Annotated in this window: 17 protein-coding genes and 1 pseudogene; 7 read left to right on the forward strand and 11 right to left on the reverse strand. The window is 57.5% G+C overall.

Annotated elements, in window-relative coordinates; all coding sequences use genetic code 11:
- The 5 genes and pseudogenes from OKC40_RS05825 to OKC40_RS05845 form a co-directional block, all read left to right on the forward strand.
- A pseudogene (locus tag OKC40_RS05825) lies at positions 1-155 on the forward strand (IS982 family transposase); the annotation flags it as partial.
- Positions 156-436: 281 nt separating this feature from the next.
- On the forward strand, positions 437-2305 hold the full coding sequence (locus OKC40_RS05830; protein WP_182938967.1) for a bifunctional metallophosphatase/5'-nucleotidase: 1869 nt from the start codon (positions 437-439) through the stop codon (positions 2303-2305).
- A gap of 83 nt (positions 2306-2388) precedes the next feature.
- Positions 2389-2733 (forward strand): DUF2956 domain-containing protein, encoded by a 345-nt coding sequence (locus OKC40_RS05835; protein ID WP_234601249.1) that lies wholly within the window; start codon positions 2389-2391, stop codon positions 2731-2733.
- A gap of 144 nt (positions 2734-2877) precedes the next feature.
- Complete coding sequence (locus OKC40_RS05840) at positions 2878-3213, forward strand: hypothetical protein (protein ID WP_042060908.1); 336 nt, start codon at positions 2878-2880, stop codon at positions 3211-3213.
- Between the two features lie 114 nt (positions 3214-3327).
- Positions 3328-4197: a tetratricopeptide repeat protein gene (locus OKC40_RS05845; RefSeq protein WP_234601212.1), complete on the forward strand. Its 870-nt coding sequence runs from the start codon at positions 3328-3330 to the stop codon at positions 4195-4197.
- A 102-nt stretch (positions 4198-4299) separates the two neighbouring features.
- On the opposite strand, the gene OKC40_RS05850 is transcribed toward OKC40_RS05845, so the two are convergent.
- Together OKC40_RS05850 and fkpA are read right to left on the reverse strand one after the other, a co-directional pair.
- On the reverse strand, positions 4300-5706 hold the full coding sequence (locus OKC40_RS05850) for a sigma-54-dependent transcriptional regulator (protein ID WP_270794461.1): 1407 nt from the start codon (positions 5704-5706) through the stop codon (positions 4300-4302).
- A gap of 150 nt (positions 5707-5856) precedes the next feature.
- Positions 5857-6660: an FKBP-type peptidyl-prolyl cis-trans isomerase gene (fkpA, locus tag OKC40_RS05855; RefSeq protein WP_042060902.1), complete on the reverse strand. Its 804-nt coding sequence runs from the start codon at positions 6658-6660 to the stop codon at positions 5857-5859.
- A gap of 118 nt (positions 6661-6778) precedes the next feature.
- Between fkpA and OKC40_RS05860 the strand changes: the two genes are divergently transcribed.
- Together OKC40_RS05860 and OKC40_RS05865 are read left to right on the forward strand one after the other, a co-directional pair.
- Positions 6779-7747 (forward strand): hypothetical protein, encoded by a 969-nt coding sequence (locus OKC40_RS05860; RefSeq protein ID WP_234601214.1) that lies wholly within the window; start codon positions 6779-6781, stop codon positions 7745-7747.
- Between the two features lie 14 nt (positions 7748-7761).
- Positions 7762-7977 (forward strand): SlyX family protein, encoded by a 216-nt coding sequence (locus OKC40_RS05865; protein ID WP_005335285.1) that lies wholly within the window; start codon positions 7762-7764, stop codon positions 7975-7977.
- 249 nt (positions 7978-8226) lie between these two features.
- On the opposite strand, the gene OKC40_RS05870 is transcribed toward OKC40_RS05865, so the two are convergent.
- From OKC40_RS05870 to ribBA, 9 genes are all read right to left on the reverse strand, one after another.
- Positions 8227-9168, reverse strand: coding sequence for an ABC transporter permease (locus OKC40_RS05870; protein ID WP_234601215.1), 942 nt, complete (start codon positions 9166-9168; stop codon positions 8227-8229).
- Positions 9169-9171: 3 nt separating this feature from the next.
- Positions 9172-10146, reverse strand: a complete 975-nt coding sequence (locus tag OKC40_RS05875) for an ABC transporter permease (RefSeq protein ID WP_005343520.1) — start codon at positions 10144-10146, stop codon at positions 9172-9174.
- A gap of 102 nt (positions 10147-10248) precedes the next feature.
- Positions 10249-11805 (reverse strand): ABC transporter substrate-binding protein, encoded by a 1557-nt coding sequence (locus OKC40_RS05880; protein ID WP_182938963.1) that lies wholly within the window; start codon positions 11803-11805, stop codon positions 10249-10251.
- 70 nt (positions 11806-11875) lie between these two features.
- Positions 11876-13600 carry a dipeptide ABC transporter ATP-binding protein gene (locus OKC40_RS05885; RefSeq protein ID WP_182969657.1) on the reverse strand — a complete coding sequence of 575 codons (1725 nt, stop codon included), beginning with the start codon at positions 13598-13600 and terminating at the stop codon, positions 11876-11878.
- A gap of 487 nt (positions 13601-14087) precedes the next feature.
- Entirely contained in the window at positions 14088-14582 is a 495-nt protein-coding gene (locus OKC40_RS05890; protein ID WP_234601216.1) for a phosphatidylglycerophosphatase A family protein, read from the reverse strand.
- On the reverse strand, positions 14579-15538 hold the full coding sequence (gene thiL, locus OKC40_RS05895; RefSeq protein WP_075114392.1) for a thiamine-phosphate kinase: 960 nt from the start codon (positions 15536-15538) through the stop codon (positions 14579-14581). Before thiL ends, OKC40_RS05890 begins: the two co-directional genes overlap by 4 nt.
- Positions 15539-15595: 57 nt before the next feature.
- Complete coding sequence (gene nusB, locus OKC40_RS05900; protein ID WP_042656704.1) at positions 15596-16009, reverse strand: transcription antitermination factor NusB; 414 nt, start codon at positions 16007-16009, stop codon at positions 15596-15598.
- Between the two features lie 14 nt (positions 16010-16023).
- On the reverse strand, positions 16024-16494 hold the full coding sequence (gene ribH, locus OKC40_RS05905; RefSeq protein WP_005338866.1) for a 6,7-dimethyl-8-ribityllumazine synthase: 471 nt from the start codon (positions 16492-16494) through the stop codon (positions 16024-16026).
- Positions 16495-16706: 212 nt separating this feature from the next.
- Entirely contained in the window at positions 16707-17816 is a 1110-nt protein-coding gene (ribBA, locus tag OKC40_RS05910; RefSeq protein ID WP_075114379.1) for a bifunctional 3,4-dihydroxy-2-butanone-4-phosphate synthase/GTP cyclohydrolase II, read from the reverse strand.
- Positions 17817-17849 lie beyond the last annotated feature (33 nt).

The following is a 17849-nucleotide window of genomic DNA, read 5'->3' on the forward strand; positions in this document are numbered from 1 at the left end:
TGAAAAACATCTCGCAGATAGAGCATTCACGGCACAGGAGTATGCATGGATTTATGTTGAATCTGCTTGGAGGGCTGATCGCGTACTGCCACAAAGACAACAAGCCAGCCTTGAATCTTACATCCGAAGAGCAAGCCGTGATAATGCTGGCTTAAACCGATCTCAGGTTAAGTAGGTAGATACTCTGAAATTTTATCTCATGATGATGGTTAGCTATTTGATGATCTCACCACAATTAATATCTAACCTATCAATATAATCACCCTTGATATGGACAAATAAAGACACAGAAAGAAAACGTTTTACATTGATTTAGTGTGCGGTAGTTCAAAGGTACAGCAGTTGTTTATTTTCATTCCTAACGTTATGTCTAAAATCTCTCCACTCCTGTTCGCTACGGAATCAACAGGACAATAACAATATGGGACTCTTACCAATGAAAAAGACACTACTAGCCGTCACTATCTCTTTATCTCTGTTTGGGCTGACAGCCTGCAATTCTGAAAATACCAGCAAAGAGCATATTCCTCTTGAATTAACCGTTGCTCATATCAACGATACCCACGCCCATCTGGACCCGACGGAGAATGGCTTGGCCATACAGCCTACGGGTCAACAGAAGTTCGAGTTTTTCGCCAAACTGGGAGGCTATCCTCGGCTGAAGTTCAAACTGGATGAATTGCGCGAGCAGGCTGGCAAAGATGGTCGTCACTTCCTGACCCTGTTTGGCGGAGATGCCTTCCAGGGTACACTCTATTTCACTCAGTTCCGTGGCGAAGAAGAGTCCCGCTTGCTCTCGGATATGGGGATCGATGCAGCAACGTTGGGCAACCACGAGTTTGATCTGGGCAATGGCCCCCTAAATGATTATGCGGCCAAAGTCAATTACCCGATCGTGGCCGCTAACCTGGTCAAATCTAGTAGCAGCGCGCTAAAAGACAACCAGAATATTCACGAATATATCATTAAAGAAATAAACGGCGAGAGCGTAGGCATATTCGGTCTGGTACTCGACAATATGCACGATATTTCTTCACCAGATAAAGACACTCAGTTCCAACCAATGATTGCGTCAGCGCAGCGAACCGTTGATGCATTGAAGAAAAAAGGCGCCAATAAAATTATCATGGTGACCCATATCGGGTTGCAATCAGACCAAGCTGTCGCCAAGGCTGTCAACGGTATCGACCTGATCGTGGGTGGGCACTCTCAAACATTCCTGGGTGATATGGATGAGCTAAAATCCATTGGCTACACCGCCCATAACCAGAATCCGAGCGATGACAACACCTACGCCCAGATGGTCACTAATCCAGATGGCGGCAAAACCTGTATTGTTCAAGCCGGTGAGTGGGCCAAAGGCTATGGCCTGGTCAATGTTTCCCTGAGCAAAGAAGGCACCATCACCAAGTGTGAAGGGCGTAATACCCTGATGAGTGGCGATGACTTCACCAAGTCAGTTCCCGACCCCAAAGACAGTAAAAAAACCATCAAAGTGCCGTTGGGTGGTTCCGAGCAGACTAATGTCGTTGACTATATCGCCAAGTCCCCGGTTATCGAGATCGTGCCCGAAGATCAGACCATGCGTGATGTGATCGATACCGAGTACAAACCGGCTGTCGCAGCACTGGAGGCAAAGGTCATAGCAGATGTTCCGGTCAAACTGCCGCATGTCCGGGTTCCCACCACACCAGATGGCGCGGGCCTCATCGATCCTCTGGTCGCTGAATCACTCTACTGGAAACTGAACCAGCTTAATACCAAGGTTGATTTCACCATTCAAAACGCGGGTGGCGTGCGAGCTGACGTCAATGCCACACCGCTCACCGTTGGATATGTCATGGGAACCTTGCTGCCTTTTGGCAACAAGATCGCCGCCTTTAACTTAAAAGGTAAAGATGTTCGTGCCACTTTGGAGTATGCAGTCGACTACGCAATTGGTCACCAGACCGGGATTGCAGCATCCAGTGGAGCCTTCCCTTATGTTGGCCATCTGAGCTACACCTACGATGGCAAACTGGCCAAAGGTTCTCGTATCACCAAGCTGGAAGTGCTGGATGCAAACGGCCAATGGGCACCATTGGACGATGAAAAAATCTACCGCGTCGGCTCAAATACCTATATTGCTGCAGGTAAAGATGGTTATAACGGCCTGCTCAAGCGTGAAGAGCTTCCCAATAAAGGCGATTACGTTGATACCGGCGTAGGTGAAAACGAAATGTTTATGGAATATGCAGAAACACAAGAAACGCTCACTGCACTGCCATACCAAACTGTAACTTACTATGCCCCCCCCAAACCATAAATCTGTATGTATGCACCACGGCGCCTGAGGGCGCCGTTTTTATGGCATACTCCCGAGCCAGCAATGCCAGAGGAGATGATTTGATGGCCAAGTACGACAAGATTTCCCCCGAGACCCAGCAGGAGGCGATGAAAATTGCCCGCGCCAACCAGAAGCAGGGGCAGACCAAGGAGCAGACCCAGCTGATCGCGCAAGGGATCCAGAAAGGCATCGATGAATACAAGAAGCAGATGAAGGCGCGGGCCCGCGAAGCGAGCCGCCAGAAAAAATTGCAAGCCAAAGCCCGGCAACCACAGGGCGAGCAGCAAACCGAAGAGCAAGACGATCAGCTCGAGCTGGTTGAAGTAAGCCATCAGCATCCCCTGCCCTGGATCTTGCTGGTGTTGAGCTGGCTGGGTTTTGCCGCAGCCTGGTTCTGGTTGCGCTAAGGCGCACGGAAGCAAACCTTTATCCGGGATCCTCTTCACAGCCTGGCCCCGGGCTGCTGGTGATTACCTGCGAAGAGTGATTAAATCCCGCGCCTCTTGCTTAAGACCCCCGTGTTTTGACGATCAGTTTTCAGGAAAGATGTTATGAACCCCGCTCCGCTCTATCTGCTGGCCCCTTTTGTGCTGTTCCTTGTGACCATGCTGCTCTATCGCATTTCACCGCTGCGGGCGGTCGCCGCCGGTGGGGTGCGTTGGTTTATCCTCCCCTCCTTCACTCTGTTTATTTTGCTGATCATCATCAACGGCGCCGCCGATCCCGCCCTGCGCAATCCGGCGTTCCACTGGCTGATGCCGGGGCTTGGCTTTGCTCTGAGCCTGTTTCCGGCCCTGCCCAAGGCGCTGGTGCCACGGCTCGCCATCAAGGAGGGTGCCTTCGCAGCCCTCGGTCTGATGCTGATGAGCCTAGCCATGGTCTACTGATCGGCTGACCACAGCCGTTGGCATGAATCAAAGGGGCGCTCTGTGACGGGCGCCCCTTGTACAAACAATGGCCTGCAGGCATCTTGGTGACAGGATAACCAGCAAGGAGGCCAAATGGACAATCCGCCCGATTTCATGGCGCAGTGGGATTATCAGGATCCCGCCGCCACCGCCCTGCGTTTTCACGCACTCCTTCCCGAAGCACGCGCTGCCGCCGACCTGCAACTCGAGCTGGAGTTGCTGACCCAGATAGCCCGCACCCATTCGCTGCTGCGCCAGTTTGCCGAAGCCCATCAGCTGCTCGACGAGATAGAACCACGTCTCACCGACACAACCCCCAGAGCGCGGATCCGGGCCCTGCTGGAGCGAGGCCGCACCTTTAACTCGGCGGGCGACAAGGCCAGTGCCAAAACCCTGTTTGAACAAGCCTGGCAGTTGGGGCTCAAGGAAAAGGAGACCTATCTCGCCATCGACGCCGCCCACATGATCGCCATCGCGGCTCCGCTTGAAGAGCAAAGCCGCTGGAATCAACTGGCGATGGAGCTGGTGGAGCGCAGCAGTGACGAGAAGGTGCGCGGCTGGCTTGCCCCCCTCTACAACAACCAGGGCTGGACCCTGTTCGAACTGGGCCGCTTCGAGGAGGCGAAAACCCAGCAGCAGAAGTGTCTGGCCTGGCATCTGCAGCATAACCAGCCGGCCAAGGCGTTTATCGCCCGCTGGAGTCTGGCTCGCCTGACCCGGGCTCAGGGTCAACATGAGCAAGCACTGGCAGAGCTGCTCCAGCTCAAGGCCGATATGGCCGAGGCGGGCGAGCCGGAGGATGGTTATCTGTTTGAAGAGCTGGGGGAGAATGCCCTGGTGCTGGACGATCCGCTGGCCGCAGAATACTTCTCCCGCGCCTGGTTTCTGTTATCGCAGGATCGCTGGTTCAGCGCCAACGAGGGGGAGCGACTGGCCCGCCTCAAGCGCCTCGCCAAACTCTGACTTCGCCCCCAAAAGAGAGGGCGGCCAATGCCGCCCGTCACTCGGTTGAACCGTTCCCCCCCTTTTACATCTTGCGGGCGTTCAGCCAGAACACGTCACGACTCACGTCGCGCTCACCTCTTCCCAGCTCTGCTTCTTGCGGTAAATGGTGGAAGGGCTGATCTCGAGCAGTGCCGCCGCCTTGGGAATATTGCCGTCACAGCTGGCGATGGCCTGTTCGATCACCTCTTTTTCCACCAGCCAGAGCGGGCGGATCGGCCCGTTGGCCACCCCGGTGGCGGCCGGAGCCGATGCCACGGCCGCCGCAATCGCCGCCGGCAGCTGGGGACGAACTCCATTGAGCGGTGGCGGTAGAATATTCGGGCTCACCAGCTCCTTATCGTTGAGCACCACGATATTGCGCACCACGTTTTGCAGCTCGCGTACGTTGCCGGGCCAGGGGTAGTCGAGCAGCACTCGCGCCGCCTCAACGTCGAAATCCTTGAAGCGTTTGTTCTCTTCTTTGGCGTAGCTCTGCAGCAGGGTGCGCGCCAGCAGCAGGATATCCTCGCCCCGCTCCCGCAGCGGCGGCAGGGTGAGCGGAATGACATGGAGCCGATAGTAGAGATCCTCGCGAAAACGCCCCGCTTTCACCTCCACCAGCGGATCCCGGTTGGTGGCGCAGATAAAGCGCACATCCACCGTCTCGAGCTTGCCGCTGCCGACCCGCTGTACGGTGCCGGTCTGGATAAAGCGCAGCAGTTTGCTCTGCAGATCCAGGTCCATCTCGCAGATCTCGTCGAGAAACAGGGTGCCGCCATCGGCCAGACTGGCCGCCCCCTTGCGATCCCCCTGGGCGCCGGTAAAGGACCCCTTCACATGGCCGAAGATCTCGCTCTCCATCAAATCGTGGGGAATGGCGGCGCAGTTGAGGGCAATAAAGGGCTGTTCACTGCGGGGGCTGCACTGGTGAATCGCCTCGGCACACACCTCTTTGCCGGTGCCGCTCTCGCCAGTGATAAAGACGGTCGCCTTGCTGGGCGCTGCACTCTCGATGATGCGATAGACCGCCTGCATCGCCATAGAAGCGCCGATAAAGCCGAAGAACGAGCTGCGCTCGAAATTCTCCCGATAGTGGGCAACCAGCGAGCTCAACTGCTGATGTTTCAAGGCATTGCGAACGGTGGCGCAGAGCCGCTTGCTGTCAAACGGCTTGGTCAGAAAATCGAATGCACCGAGGCGCATCGCCTCCACCGCCACATCCACCGAGCCGTGGGCGGTGATCACCACCACCGAGCAAGGCAACTGCTGTTCGGTGATCATTTGCAGAATATCCATGCCGGACATATCCGGCAGTTCCAGATCCAGCAGCACCACGGGGGGAGGACTTGCCAGCAACTGCGCCAGTGCCTGCTGACCGCAGTCGGCCAGTACCACCTCGTACCCCTCCTGGCGCAGGTACTGTTCATAGACCACCGCCAGACTACGGGTATCTTCCACCAGCAGGACACGCGATTTATTTTCAGCCACCGGACTCATCCTTGTATTTGATTCTGCGATCTATTTTGCCTTTTTTCGCGCACAAACCCAACGCCAAGACAGCTCTGTTATCCCGCGATTATAGGAGATGTACAAGTGAAAACGGCTCCTTAAGGAGCCGTTTTTCACTACAAGAAGGAATTACTTCTTGGCGTCGTCAGCAGTCGGCTTCTCGATAGCCAGCAGCTCAACGTCAAACACCAGCACGGCATTCGCCGGGATGGAGCCTGCACCGTGCTCGCCATAGGCCAGCTTGGACGGCAGGAAGAACTTGAACTTGGAGCCAACCGGCATCAGCTGCACGCCTTCGGTCCAACCCGGGATAACCTGGTTGAGCGGGAAGGTGGCCGGCTCGCCACGATCGACGGAGCTGTCGAACTTGGTGCCGTCGGTCAGGGTACCGGTGTAGTGAACCTTGACGATGTCGGTAGACTTCGGCTTGGCGCCGTCACCCATCTTCTCGACCTGATATTGCAGGCCGGATTCGGTGCTCTTCACACCCTCTTTCTTGGCGTTGGCAGCCAGGTACTCTTCGCCTTTCTTCAGATTTTCAACAGCGTCTTTCTCGGCCTTGGCCTTGGTCAGCTCGTTGATCTTGGCGTCGTAATCCTGCAGTACCTTCTGGATCTCTTCATCAGTCATCTTGGCTTCTTTGCCCAGACCGTCGGTGACCCCTTTCAGGATCACGGCGTTGTCCAGTTTGATGCCCAGTTCCTGCTGACGCTCGAGGGTGTTCGCGATGTAACGACCCATGGAGAGGCCAATTGCGTAGCCGGATTGCTCTTCAAAGCTCTTGGCTTCGGCCTTGGTCGCCTCTGCCGGCTTGCTGGCTTCTGCCTTCACTTCGGCGGTATTGGCCGCAGCAGGCTTCTCGTCTTTTTGGCAAGCAGTCAGACCGACGGCAACCGCCGCCGCCAACAGGGACACCTTCAGAAATTTGTTCATCAGTTTCTCCAAACTCCAAATACCGCTCTCGGTTCCATCGTGAAATGAGAGGTTTATCGTGCTAAGCGCCTTATACTAACGCCGTGATCGCAGGTAACAAAAGCGTGAGACCGCAAAAATGATAAAAAGTGCCATTTATCTGGTGAGCCTCTGTTTAATGCTCACCGGTTGCGAGCAGAGCTCCCAACCCAGCCAGCAAATGACCCTCGCCAGCACGGGTCTGCTGACCGCTGATCTATCGAGTGATGGCAAGCAGGCCATCGTCTCCAGCATCAGCCAGGGCATCATCGTCTGGGATCTGGAACAGAACCGTCAACGCTGGCGCTGGAAGCAATCCGATTCGGCGGATGATCTGGTATTCATTACCCGTTTTTCCGAAGGCAACAGCCATGCCGTCACCGCCACCCCCGACACCTTTGCCACCTGGCGGCTGAACGACGGGCAGTCACAAGGCTACTACTCCCTTCCTGAATCCAAGCTGAGGGACATCGCGCTCTCTGCCGACGGGCGCTATGTACTGATAGGCCGGGAAGATGGCAAGGCCGAGTGGCTCGATACCCGCAGCGGTCGTCGCCTGCAGTTTCTGGGGCATACCGAACAGGTCAATACGGTGGATCTCTCCGCCAACGGTCGCTACGCCCTGACCGGCGGCAACGACTACAGCGCCTATCTGTGGGATACCCGCAGCGGGCAGGTGATCTGGCGGTTCAACCATGGCGGCCGGGTGATCATGGCCAGACTGGAGCCGAGCGGTCGCTACGCCTTCACCGCCGACAGCAGCCGGGCCAGCATCTGGGATCTGAAAACCGGCAAACAGGTGAGTCAGTTGCAATATGATCACCGCTTCGAGGTCTACACCAGCGCCCGCTTTGCCAACGACGGCAAGTGGCTCATCACCGGCGCCCCTTCCCGTCAGCTTTCCTTGTGGCAAGTGAGCGATGGCGCCCTGCTGCAGAGCTGGCGTGTCTCGCCGCAACCCAAGGTGAAACCGCCCAGCGCAGTGGTCTACGGCGTCGCTTTGCGCGACAATAGCCACCTTGTCAGTGCCAGCTCCAGTGGTCTGGCCGAAATCTGGACAATCAAGTAAGGACCCGAAGGCCCATGAGTCAGCAACTTAACGATCGCATCGAAACCCTGGAAACCCGTCTCGCCTATGCGGAGTACACCATAGAGCAGCTCAATGACGAGGTAACCACCCAGGGCCGTGAACTCGATCGGCTCAAATACCAGATCCAGCTGCTGATCGACAAACTGCAAAGCGTACAGCCCAGCCAGATTGCCAGCATGGCCGAAGAGACCCCGCCGCCGCACTATTGATGAGTGGCCTGCGATATTGATCCACGGACCGAATCCCACCGGGATGTGCCTTTCCAGCCGCTTGGTCTGATAGCCAGTTTCAAGAGACTGACACTGGCAGAAACATATCCCACGCAAACCGGTGGGCGTGCATTCAGCAAGGTGTCTGTTCAATACCAATAAAAATCCGAAACAGGCTGAACCGGTTTCGGATTTTTTTCATCAAAATGTCCTGACAGCTGCGACTCGGCGCCTCAGAATCAGCCTGCGTTAACCTTTGTAGATCTTGGGGTTAAACACATCCCGCAGCCAGTCACCCAGCAGGTTGATGACCAGCACCAGAACTACCAGACAGATGCCCGGGAATGCGGTGATCCACCAGGAGCCGGAGAAGATGTAGTTGAAGCCGACGCTGATCAGCGAACCGAGCGAGGGCTGATCAACCGGCATCCCGAGACCAAGGAAGGAGAGGGCCGCCTCACTCATGATGGCGTTGGCCACCTGCACGGTGGAGATCACCAGAATGGGCGACAGGCAGTTGGGCAAAATGTGGCGGAACATGATGCGCGGGGCACGGAACCCCATCACCTTGGCTGCTTCCACATACTCCTTCTTCTTCTCCGCCAGCACAGAGGCGCGCACGGTACGGGCGTACTGCGGCCACTCGGCGATACCGATGATCACCACCAGCATCATGATGGCAAAGCGCGAGTAAAACTCGGAGCCAAAGGTTGCCTGAAAGATGGCAGAGATGATGATCGCCACCATCATGGTGGAGAACGACAGCTGCACGTCGGCAAAGCGCATCAGCAAGTTGTCGATGCGACCGCCGAAGTAACCGGCGATCAGACCGATGACGATGCCGAGCACCAGCTGCAGCGCCACCGCAAACAGGCCGATGGAGAGAGAGATGCGGGCGCCATAGAGGATGGTGCTCCAGATATCGCGTCCCTGGTTGTCGGTACCGAGCCAGAAGCGCTCCTCGCCACCTTCCAGCCAGGAGGGGGGCAACTCGGCATCCATCAGGTCAAAGCTGGTCTGGTCATAGACGTTGTGCGGTGCCAGCCAGGGCGCCAGCAGCGCCGCCAGCACAAACACCACGAACACCGCAAAGCTGAACATGGCTACCTTGTCCCGCACAAAGTAGTAGACGATGTCAGAGTTCTTGAATCGTGCCCAACGGCTTGGGCTTGCAGTTACAGCATTAGTCATCTGTTACCCCTTGGCGGTCAGGTTAACGGTCGGGTTAATCAACCCGTAGAGCAGGTCGACCAGGGTATTGGTCACCACAAAGATCAGTCCCACGAAGATGACGTAGGCGGTGATCAGCGGGGTATCGACCCGGTGGATCGCCTCAAGGAACAGGAAGCCGGTTCCCGGCCACTGGAACACGCTCTCGGTCAGGATGGTGTAGGCCACCATGGTGCCGATCTGCACCCCGCCAACGGTAATGACCGGCAGCATGGTGTTTTTGAGGGCGTGCTGATAGTAGACCTTGTTGTTGTCCAGCCCTTTGGCGCGGGCGAACTTGACGTACTCGGAGGAGAGCTGCTCCAGCATCTCGGAGCGCACCAGCCGGATAAACAGCGGCAGCATGATGGAGGAGAGCGACACCGCAGGCAGGATCAGGTGCTTGATACCATCCCAGGTGAAGAAGCCCGACTCCCAGCCCAGCAGGTTACGGGTCTCGCCACGGCCATAGGCCGGCAACCAGCCCAGCTGGATCGAGAAGAGGTACATCAACATGATGGCGGTCAAAAATACCGGGATCGAGATGCCGATACTGCTCCCCGCCATGATGATCTTGGTGGGAATGCTGCGCGGGCGGATCGCCGAATAGACACCGAGTGGAATGGAGACCACCACGATGATGAGCGCGGCAGCAAACACCAGCTCAAGGGTAGCCACCAGCTTGTCGAGGATCACCTCGAGAGCAGGTCGCTTGAAGAAATAGGAGGTGCCCAAATCCCCATGCACCGCATTTTTCAAAAAACGGCTGTATTTGATGAGGAAGGGATCGTTAAGGCCCATCTTCTCGCGCAACTCGTGACGCTGGGCTTCGGAGACGGATTGTCCCACCAGCTCGCGCAACGGGTCACCCAGGTTATCCTGGATGGAGAAGGCGACCAGGCTGATGACGAACATCACTATCACGGCCTGATAGAACCGTTTCAGCAGGAATGTAAACATGCTTGTCCTTCTACGTGGCCTGTGTCGTGGCACAGGCTTCTGTTAGTGGGCGGAGTGGCCAGCAGCTGACCACCCCGCCCCGTCCTTCCTTGCGACGTTCTCTTACTTGCTGACCACCAGGTCACCCAGGTAAGGGAAGTTCATCACGTTGACTACCGGCTTGATGTCGACGTTCTTCTTGGCGCCATAGGCCAGATCTTCCCAGTGCAACGGCACGTAGGCAGCATCTTCGATCAGCATGGCTTCGACCTTCTTCAGCATCTCGGCACGCTTGGCCGGATCGGTCTCGGCATTGGCATCCATCACCATCTTGTCAGCTTCGGCGTTGGCATAACCGGCGCAGTTGTACTGGCCCATACCGGTCTTGGCATCCTTGGTGAAGGTCAGGAACTCGAAGAAGTTCGCGGTATCTTCAGTGTCGGAGTGCCAACCGATCAGCTGCATGTCCGCGGCGCACTTGTCAAACTCGGGCCAGTACTGGGCCACCGGCATGGTCTTCAGATCCACCTTGATGTTGATCTTGGCCAGCATGGCGGAGACCGCCTGGGCAATCTTGACGTCGTTGACGTAGCGGGCTGCCGGGGAGATGAAGGTCATCTTGAAGCCTTTCTCGTAACCGGCCTCCTTCATCAGCTCCTTGGCCTTGGCCAGATCATACTGGGGCACCAGCGCCTCGTTGTGACCGGCATAGCCTTTCGGGCTCAGCTGGCCAGCAGGAGTACCGAAGCCCTTGTTGATCTTCTCGACGATGCCCACCTGGTTGATGGCGTAGTTGATCGCCTGACGCACACGCTTGTCTTTCAGCGCCGGGTTGGTGTTCTGGTTCAGCTCGATGATGATGGCACGGGTACCGGACAGGGTGACCAGCTGGGAGTCCTTGCCATTCTTCACGCGCTCCAGATCGTTCGGCGCGACCGGATAGATCATGTCCACGTCGCCACCCAGCAGGGCAGCAACACGGGTCGCATCTTCCTTGATCGGCACCACGGTCAGGTTCTCGACGTTACCCTTGGAGGCTTTGTCCCAGTAGTTGGCGTTGCGGGCATAGTCCAGCTTCACACCCTGCTCGCGGAACTTGACGGTGAACGGGCCAGTGCCTGAAACGTGGGTAGAGGCATAGGAGTCGCCGTTTTTGACGATCTCGGCCTTGTCTTTGCCTGCTTCGGTCTTGCCGGTATAGAACTTGGAGTCCATCGGGAAGATGTAGGTGACGGTCTGCAGCACCAGCGGGAACGGCTTGGCGGTGATCAGATCGACGGTGTAGTCATCGACCTTCTTCACTTCGCTGATCGGGTCGAAGATCGCCTTGAAGTCGACGGAGGCTTTCAGGCGGTTGACGGTCCACACCACGTCGTCAGCGGTGAAGTCGTTACCGGAGTGGAACTTGACCCCCTTGCGCAGGTGGAAGCGGACGGTCTTGTCATCGACACGCTCGAACTTCTCGGCCAGACGGGGCTCGAATTTCAGATCCTGGGTGTAACGCATCAGGGGATCGAATACCAGGTGCGACATCTCCAGGGTCTGACCGGAGAGCTGCTCCTGCGGATCCAGCGACGTGGCGTCAGAGGCGACACCCACTTTGATATCAGCGGCTGAGACACTGAAGGCGAAACCGGCGGCAAACAGCGCCAGGGCAATCTTGGACAATCCTTTCTTCATCTTGTTCTCCATGCTTTTGGCTTTCTTATGACACTTTTTTTGACAAGCAGACCGGCGCACCGGCGCTCTCCTAGCTTGCGATTTCCAGCCCCTCGCGGGACATTCCCTTGAACTCCGGCATGAGGGAGATCAGCTTGCGGCTGTACTCATGCTCGGCATTGGTAAAGAGTTTCTCGGTCTCGGCCACTTCCACCAGATGGCCGTGCTGCATCACCCCGATGCGGTCGCACATCTGGCGGATCACCGGCAGATCGTGGCTGATAAACAGCATGGTGAGCTTGAGCTCCTGCTGCAGATCCTTGAGCAGGTTGAGGATCTGGGCCTGCACCGACACATCCAGCGCCGAGGTCGGTTCATCGCAGATGAGGAAACGCGGGCGCGTGGCCAAAGCGCGGGCAATGGAGATGCGCTGGCGCTGGCCGCCGGAGAACTCGTGGGGATACTTGACCCCGGCACCACGGCCGAGCCCGACATGATCCAGCAGATCGTTGACGATCCCCTCGATCTGGCTCTCGCTGCTCGCCAGCTGGTGGAAACGGATCGGCTCGGCAATGATGTCGCGCACTTTCATGCGCGGGTTCATTGACGAATAGGGGTTCTGGAACACCATCTGCATCTGGCGGCGCAGCGGGCGGCGCTCGCGCTCGCTCTTGAGGGCGGTGAGATCGATCCCCTCGAAGAAGATCTTGCCGGTATCAGGCGGATAGAGGCCGGTGATGGCGCGGGCAATGGTCGATTTGCCGGAGCCCGACTCCCCCACCAGACCGAAGGTCTCCCCTTCGAAGATCTCGAAGCTGATGTTGTTGCAGGCGCGCACATACTGGCGGCGGCTCGGGAAGATGGAGTCCTTGGTGACGAACCTCAGATCGACGTTTTCCACCCGCAGCAGCGCCCCTTCATAGGCACGCTCGTCCTGACTCTGGCCGAGCCAGTGGGTCTTGAGGTCGATATTGGTATCCGGCGCACTGGCATCCTCGATATAGGAGACCAGCGGGAAGCGCACCAGCTTCACATCGGAACGGGGGACCGCCGAGATGAGGCTGCGGGTATAGGGGTGATTGGGGCTGCCCAGCACCTGTTCGGTCAGACCGAACTCCACCAGATCGCCGCGATACATCACCGCCACCTTGTCGGTAACGTTGGAGACAACCCCCATGTCGTGAGTCACCAGCATGCAGCCCACCTGACGCTCTTTGCAGAGGGCGCGGATAAGCTGGAGGATCTGATCCTGAATGGAAACGTCCAGCGCCGTGGTCGGCTCATCGGCAATGATCAGCTCAGGATCGCACGACAAGGCGATGGCGATGACCACCCGCTGACGCATGCCGCCGGAGAACTGGTGCGGATACTGCTTGATGCGCAGCTCCGGCTGCGGAATACCCACCGCCCCCATCAGCTCCAGCGCCTTGGCAAAGGCCGCTTCGCGGGAGAGCTTGGTATTGGCCAGAATGGTCTCGACCAGCTGATGCTCAACGGTGAACAGCGGGTTGAGAGAGGTCATGGGATCCTGGAAGATGAACCCGATACGGGAGCCACGAATGGCCCGCATCTCGTTCTGGCTCTTGCCGGAGATAAGCTCGCCATTGAGATAGATATCGCCACGGGCGATGTGCCCGGGGGGACTTAGCAGATCGATGACGGCGTTGCCGATGGTGGACTTGCCGGCGCCAGATTCACCGACCACCCCGACAATCTCACCCTTTTCGATAGAGAAAGAGAGATCCTTCACCGCGGCCAGCACCCCGTAGCGGGAGGGGTACTCGATCCGCAAGTTCTTTACTTCGAGCAAGGACATGTTTACCTCTGCGGGGGACATCCGTCCCAAATAATTCGTCCGTAAATCAGCCGCAGATGCCGGTTGTTACCTTGGGCAATATTTGCTCAATCCATGAGGCAGCGAAACCAGCGATCCGGGCGGGTTTTTTGCATTTTTTTGGAATAACCCGCGAGTAACTTAGACGGTTTGACCACGGGTGTAAATGATTGAGTTATACAATTCCGCAATGTTTTGTGCAGATAACCATCAATTCGGTAGCGTTAAATGATGATTTTCATCACACAAATGGCCGGTGCGTCCGTACATCTATTGGTATCATTACTTTAATTTCAACAACAACGCAACAAGCAGCATTTATCACTATTTCGAAAACGGTCACAAGCCCCGAATGAGTAGTGAATATTTATGTGAAATGGATGATAAACGGCAGCATATGCCGATGAATGAAAATTAAGCAGAGATAAATCGGGGGATGCCAGAACGGTCATCCCCCGGAAGGGGGCATTCAGCCGAGCCAGAACGCCAGTAATTGCATACAAAACAGGGCGAACAGGCCGGCGATCAGATCGTCCAGCATGATGCCGAATCCGCCGTGAATGCGGCGATCAAACCAGGAGATGGGCCAGGGTTTGAGCACATCAAACAGCCGGAACAGCGCGAAGCCCGCCACCACCCACTCCCAACCGGCTGGCGCGGCGATCATGGTGACGCCAAAACCGATCACCTCGTCCCAGACGATGGCGCCATGATCTGCCATGCCGATGGCATCGGTAGCGCTCTGGCAGATGCGGATCCCCACCACAAAGCCCACCGCCAGCAAGGCGATGAACCAGTGAGTCGGCAGCCCGCTCACCAGCAGGTAGAGCGGAATGGCCGCCAACGTACCCATGGTACCCGGCGCCTTGGGGCTGAGACCGGAACCAAACCCCACCGCCAGAAAGTGAAGCGGATTTTTCAGATCCAGTCGTTTCAGCTCGGGTTTTATCCTGAACAGGCTCATGCGAAGTGATCCCACCCTTTCAGTTGCAACGCCACCGCTTGTTCGCCACGCAGGTAGTCGATGCCGGGCTCGCCCGCCACGATGCGGCCGATGCGGCTGAACTTGACCCCGCTGTGGGCCAGCGCCGTATCGAGCGCGCCGCGATGCTCTTCCGGCACGGTAAAGCAGAGCTCGTAGTCATCGCCACCGGCCAGCGCCAGTTGCCACGCCTCCTGCTCGCTCACCGCATCCTGCAGCACCGGCGAGAGCGGCAGCAGATCGAGATCGATCTGGGCCCGCACGCCGGAGGCCTTGAGGATATGGACGAGGTCTGATGCCAGACCGTCGGAGAGATCCAGCGCACTGCCCGCCAGCCCGCGCAGCGCCTGTCCGGCCAGAATGCGGGGATGGGGGTGGTCGAGCCGTGGCAGCACGGCGGCCAACTGGTTCTCGTTGAGAGTGCGTTTGCCCAGCAGGTGGGAGAGCGCCAGCGCGGCATCGCCCAGAGTGCCGGTGACATAGATGCCGTCACCGGCTTTGGCACCGCTGCGCATCAGAGCACGTCCGGCAGGCACCGATCCCTTCACCGAGATGGTGATGGAAAGCGGCCCGCGGGTCATATCCCCACCCACCAGCGCAACGTTGTAATACTCGGCCAGCTCCAGAAATCCTTCGGCAAAACCGGCGACCCAGCCTTCGTTGATGGCAGGCAGGGTCAGCGCCAGCGACACCCAGCGCGGTTCGGCCCCCATGGCGGCGAGATCGGAGAGATTGACCGCCAGCGCCTTGTAGCCGAGATCCACCGGATCCATGTCGGGAAAGAAGTGTACGCCGCTAACCAGAGTGTCGGTGCTCACCGCCAGTTGGGTATCGGGGGGCAGGGTCAGCAGGGCACAGTCATCTCCAGGGCCCATCACCACGTCCTTGCGGGCGTGGGGAACCTTGAAGTACTTATCAATCAGCTCAAATTCACCCATACAGTAAAAAGCCAGCAATAAGCTGGCTCCTCTCTTAGATGCTGACGGACAGCAGGATCAACGCTTGTTCAGCGACTTGATCACCTTGTCCAGTACACCGTTGACAAACTTGTGGCTGTCATCGGCGGCGAAGGCTTTGGCCAGCTCGATCGCTTCGTTGATGACCACGCGCGGCGGTACATCATCACGACGGGTCAGCTCATAGGTCGCCAGACGCAGGATCGCCTTGTCCACCATGTCCACTTCTTCCAGCGGACGGGAGAGGTAAGGTGCAAACACCTTGTCCAGCTCGTTGCAGTGGAGGGCTACCCCGAACAGCAGATCGCGGAAATAGCTCAGGTCTACACCCTTGGTGTCCTGATCGATCTTGAACTGCTCTTCGATGTCACCCACGTTAGCCTTGGTCATCTGCCACTGGTAGATGGCCTGGGTGGCGCAATGGCGGGCTTTACGGCGCTCAGACGGTTTCAATGTACTTCTCCTCGTTACACGTCCAGTTCTTTCAGGACGTTGATCATTTCGAGCGCTGCCAGTGCAGCCTCTGCACCCTTGTTACCCGCCTTGGTACCTGCACGCTCGATGGCTTGTTCAATGTTTTCAGTGGTCAGCACCCCGAAGGCAACGGGAATTTCATATTCCATCATTACCTGAGCCATGCCCTTGCTGTTCTCGTTTGCCACCAGGTCGAAGTGGTAGGTGCCGCCACGGATGACAGTACCGACCGCCACGATGGCGTCGTATTGACCACTCTTGGCCAGCTTCTTGATGACCAATGGCATTTCAACCGCGCCCGGCACTTTTACCAGTGTCAGGTTGCTGTCCTGCACTTGACCTTGACGCTTCAGTACGTCCACCGCACCGTTCACCAGACTGTCGTTGATGAAGCTGTTGAAACGGGCAACAACAATAGCAACGCGCGCCTCAGGAGCGGCGATATTTCCTTCGATAACCTTCATTGGAAATCCTGTATCTGTGCAATCAAAAGGGCCGGAGTCAAAAGTGCGCACATTCTAGCACAACAGACCCACGACAAAAACCATGGCCGCAATAGACAGCCATGATCGCGATGTAACCAGTCCGGCGAGCTGACTCGCCGACCTATTCCACGACTTCCAGACCGAAACCACCCGGAAGGGGATGGTACTTCTCTGGTAGAACCTTGAGTCCTTTACTCGCCGACGTATTCCACTACTTCCAGCCCGAAACCACCGAGGGCGTGGTACTTCTTCGGCGAGCTCAGCAGGCGCATCTTGCTCACGCCCAGCGCCTTGAGGATCTGGGAGCCCACGCCGACCCGGCGCGAGGTGCCCTGCCACTTGGCCCCTTCTGGTGCCAGCCCCTTGTCGGCCGCTTCAAAGCCCTTGACCCGGGCCAGCAGCTCCTCGCCATGGGATTCAGCCCCCAAAATCACCAGCACCCCGCCTTCGCTGGCGATGCGCGCCATGGATTTGGGCAGCGGCCAGCTGCGGGCGGCATGACGGTCGGTCAGCAGCAGATCGCTCAGCACATCGTGCAGATGGACCCGCACCAGCGTTGGCTGATCGGCCTGTACCTCACCCTTTTTCAGGGCGAAGTGAACCTGATTGTCGATGGTGTCACGGAAGGTGATGAGGTCGAACTCGCCAAACTCGGTGGGCAGCTTGCACTCGGCCACTTTCTCGACCGTGGTCTCATGCTGGTTGCGGTACTCGATAAGGTCGGCGATAGTGCCGAGCTTGATGCCGTGCTGCTCGGCGAACACCTCCAAATCCGGACGGCGCGCCATGGTGCCATCTTCGTTGAGGATCTCGACAATGACGGAGGCCGCCTCGTAACCGGCCAGACGGGCCAGATCGCAGCCCGCTTCGGTGTGACCGGCACGGGTCAGCACGCCACCATCCTGCGCCATCAGCGGGAAAATATGGCCCGGCTGCACCAGATCGGCCGCCTTGGCATTGGGTGCCACTGCCGCTTGCACGGTCACCGCGCGATCGGCGGCGGAGATACCTGTGGTCACCCCTTCGGCCGCTTCGATGGTCACGGTAAAGGCGGTGGAGAACTGGGCATTGTTGCGATCAACCATCAGCGGCAGCGCCAATTGCTTGCAGCGATCCCGGGTCAGCGTCAGGCAGATGAGGCCACGGCCGTAACGGGCCATGAAGTTGATATCCTCAGGACGGACGCAGGAGGCGGCCATGATGAGGTCGCCTTCGTTCTCCCTGTCTTCGTCATCCATCAGGATCACCATCTTGCCAGCCTTGATATCGGCAATGATTTCCTGGGTTGTGCTCAGCGCCATGGGCTACTCCATCAGTGTGCTTGGGGGTTGAGC

Source organism: Aeromonas sp. QDB11 (assembly GCF_027705265.1).
GTDB lineage: Bacteria > Pseudomonadota > Gammaproteobacteria > Enterobacterales > Aeromonadaceae > Aeromonas > Aeromonas allosaccharophila.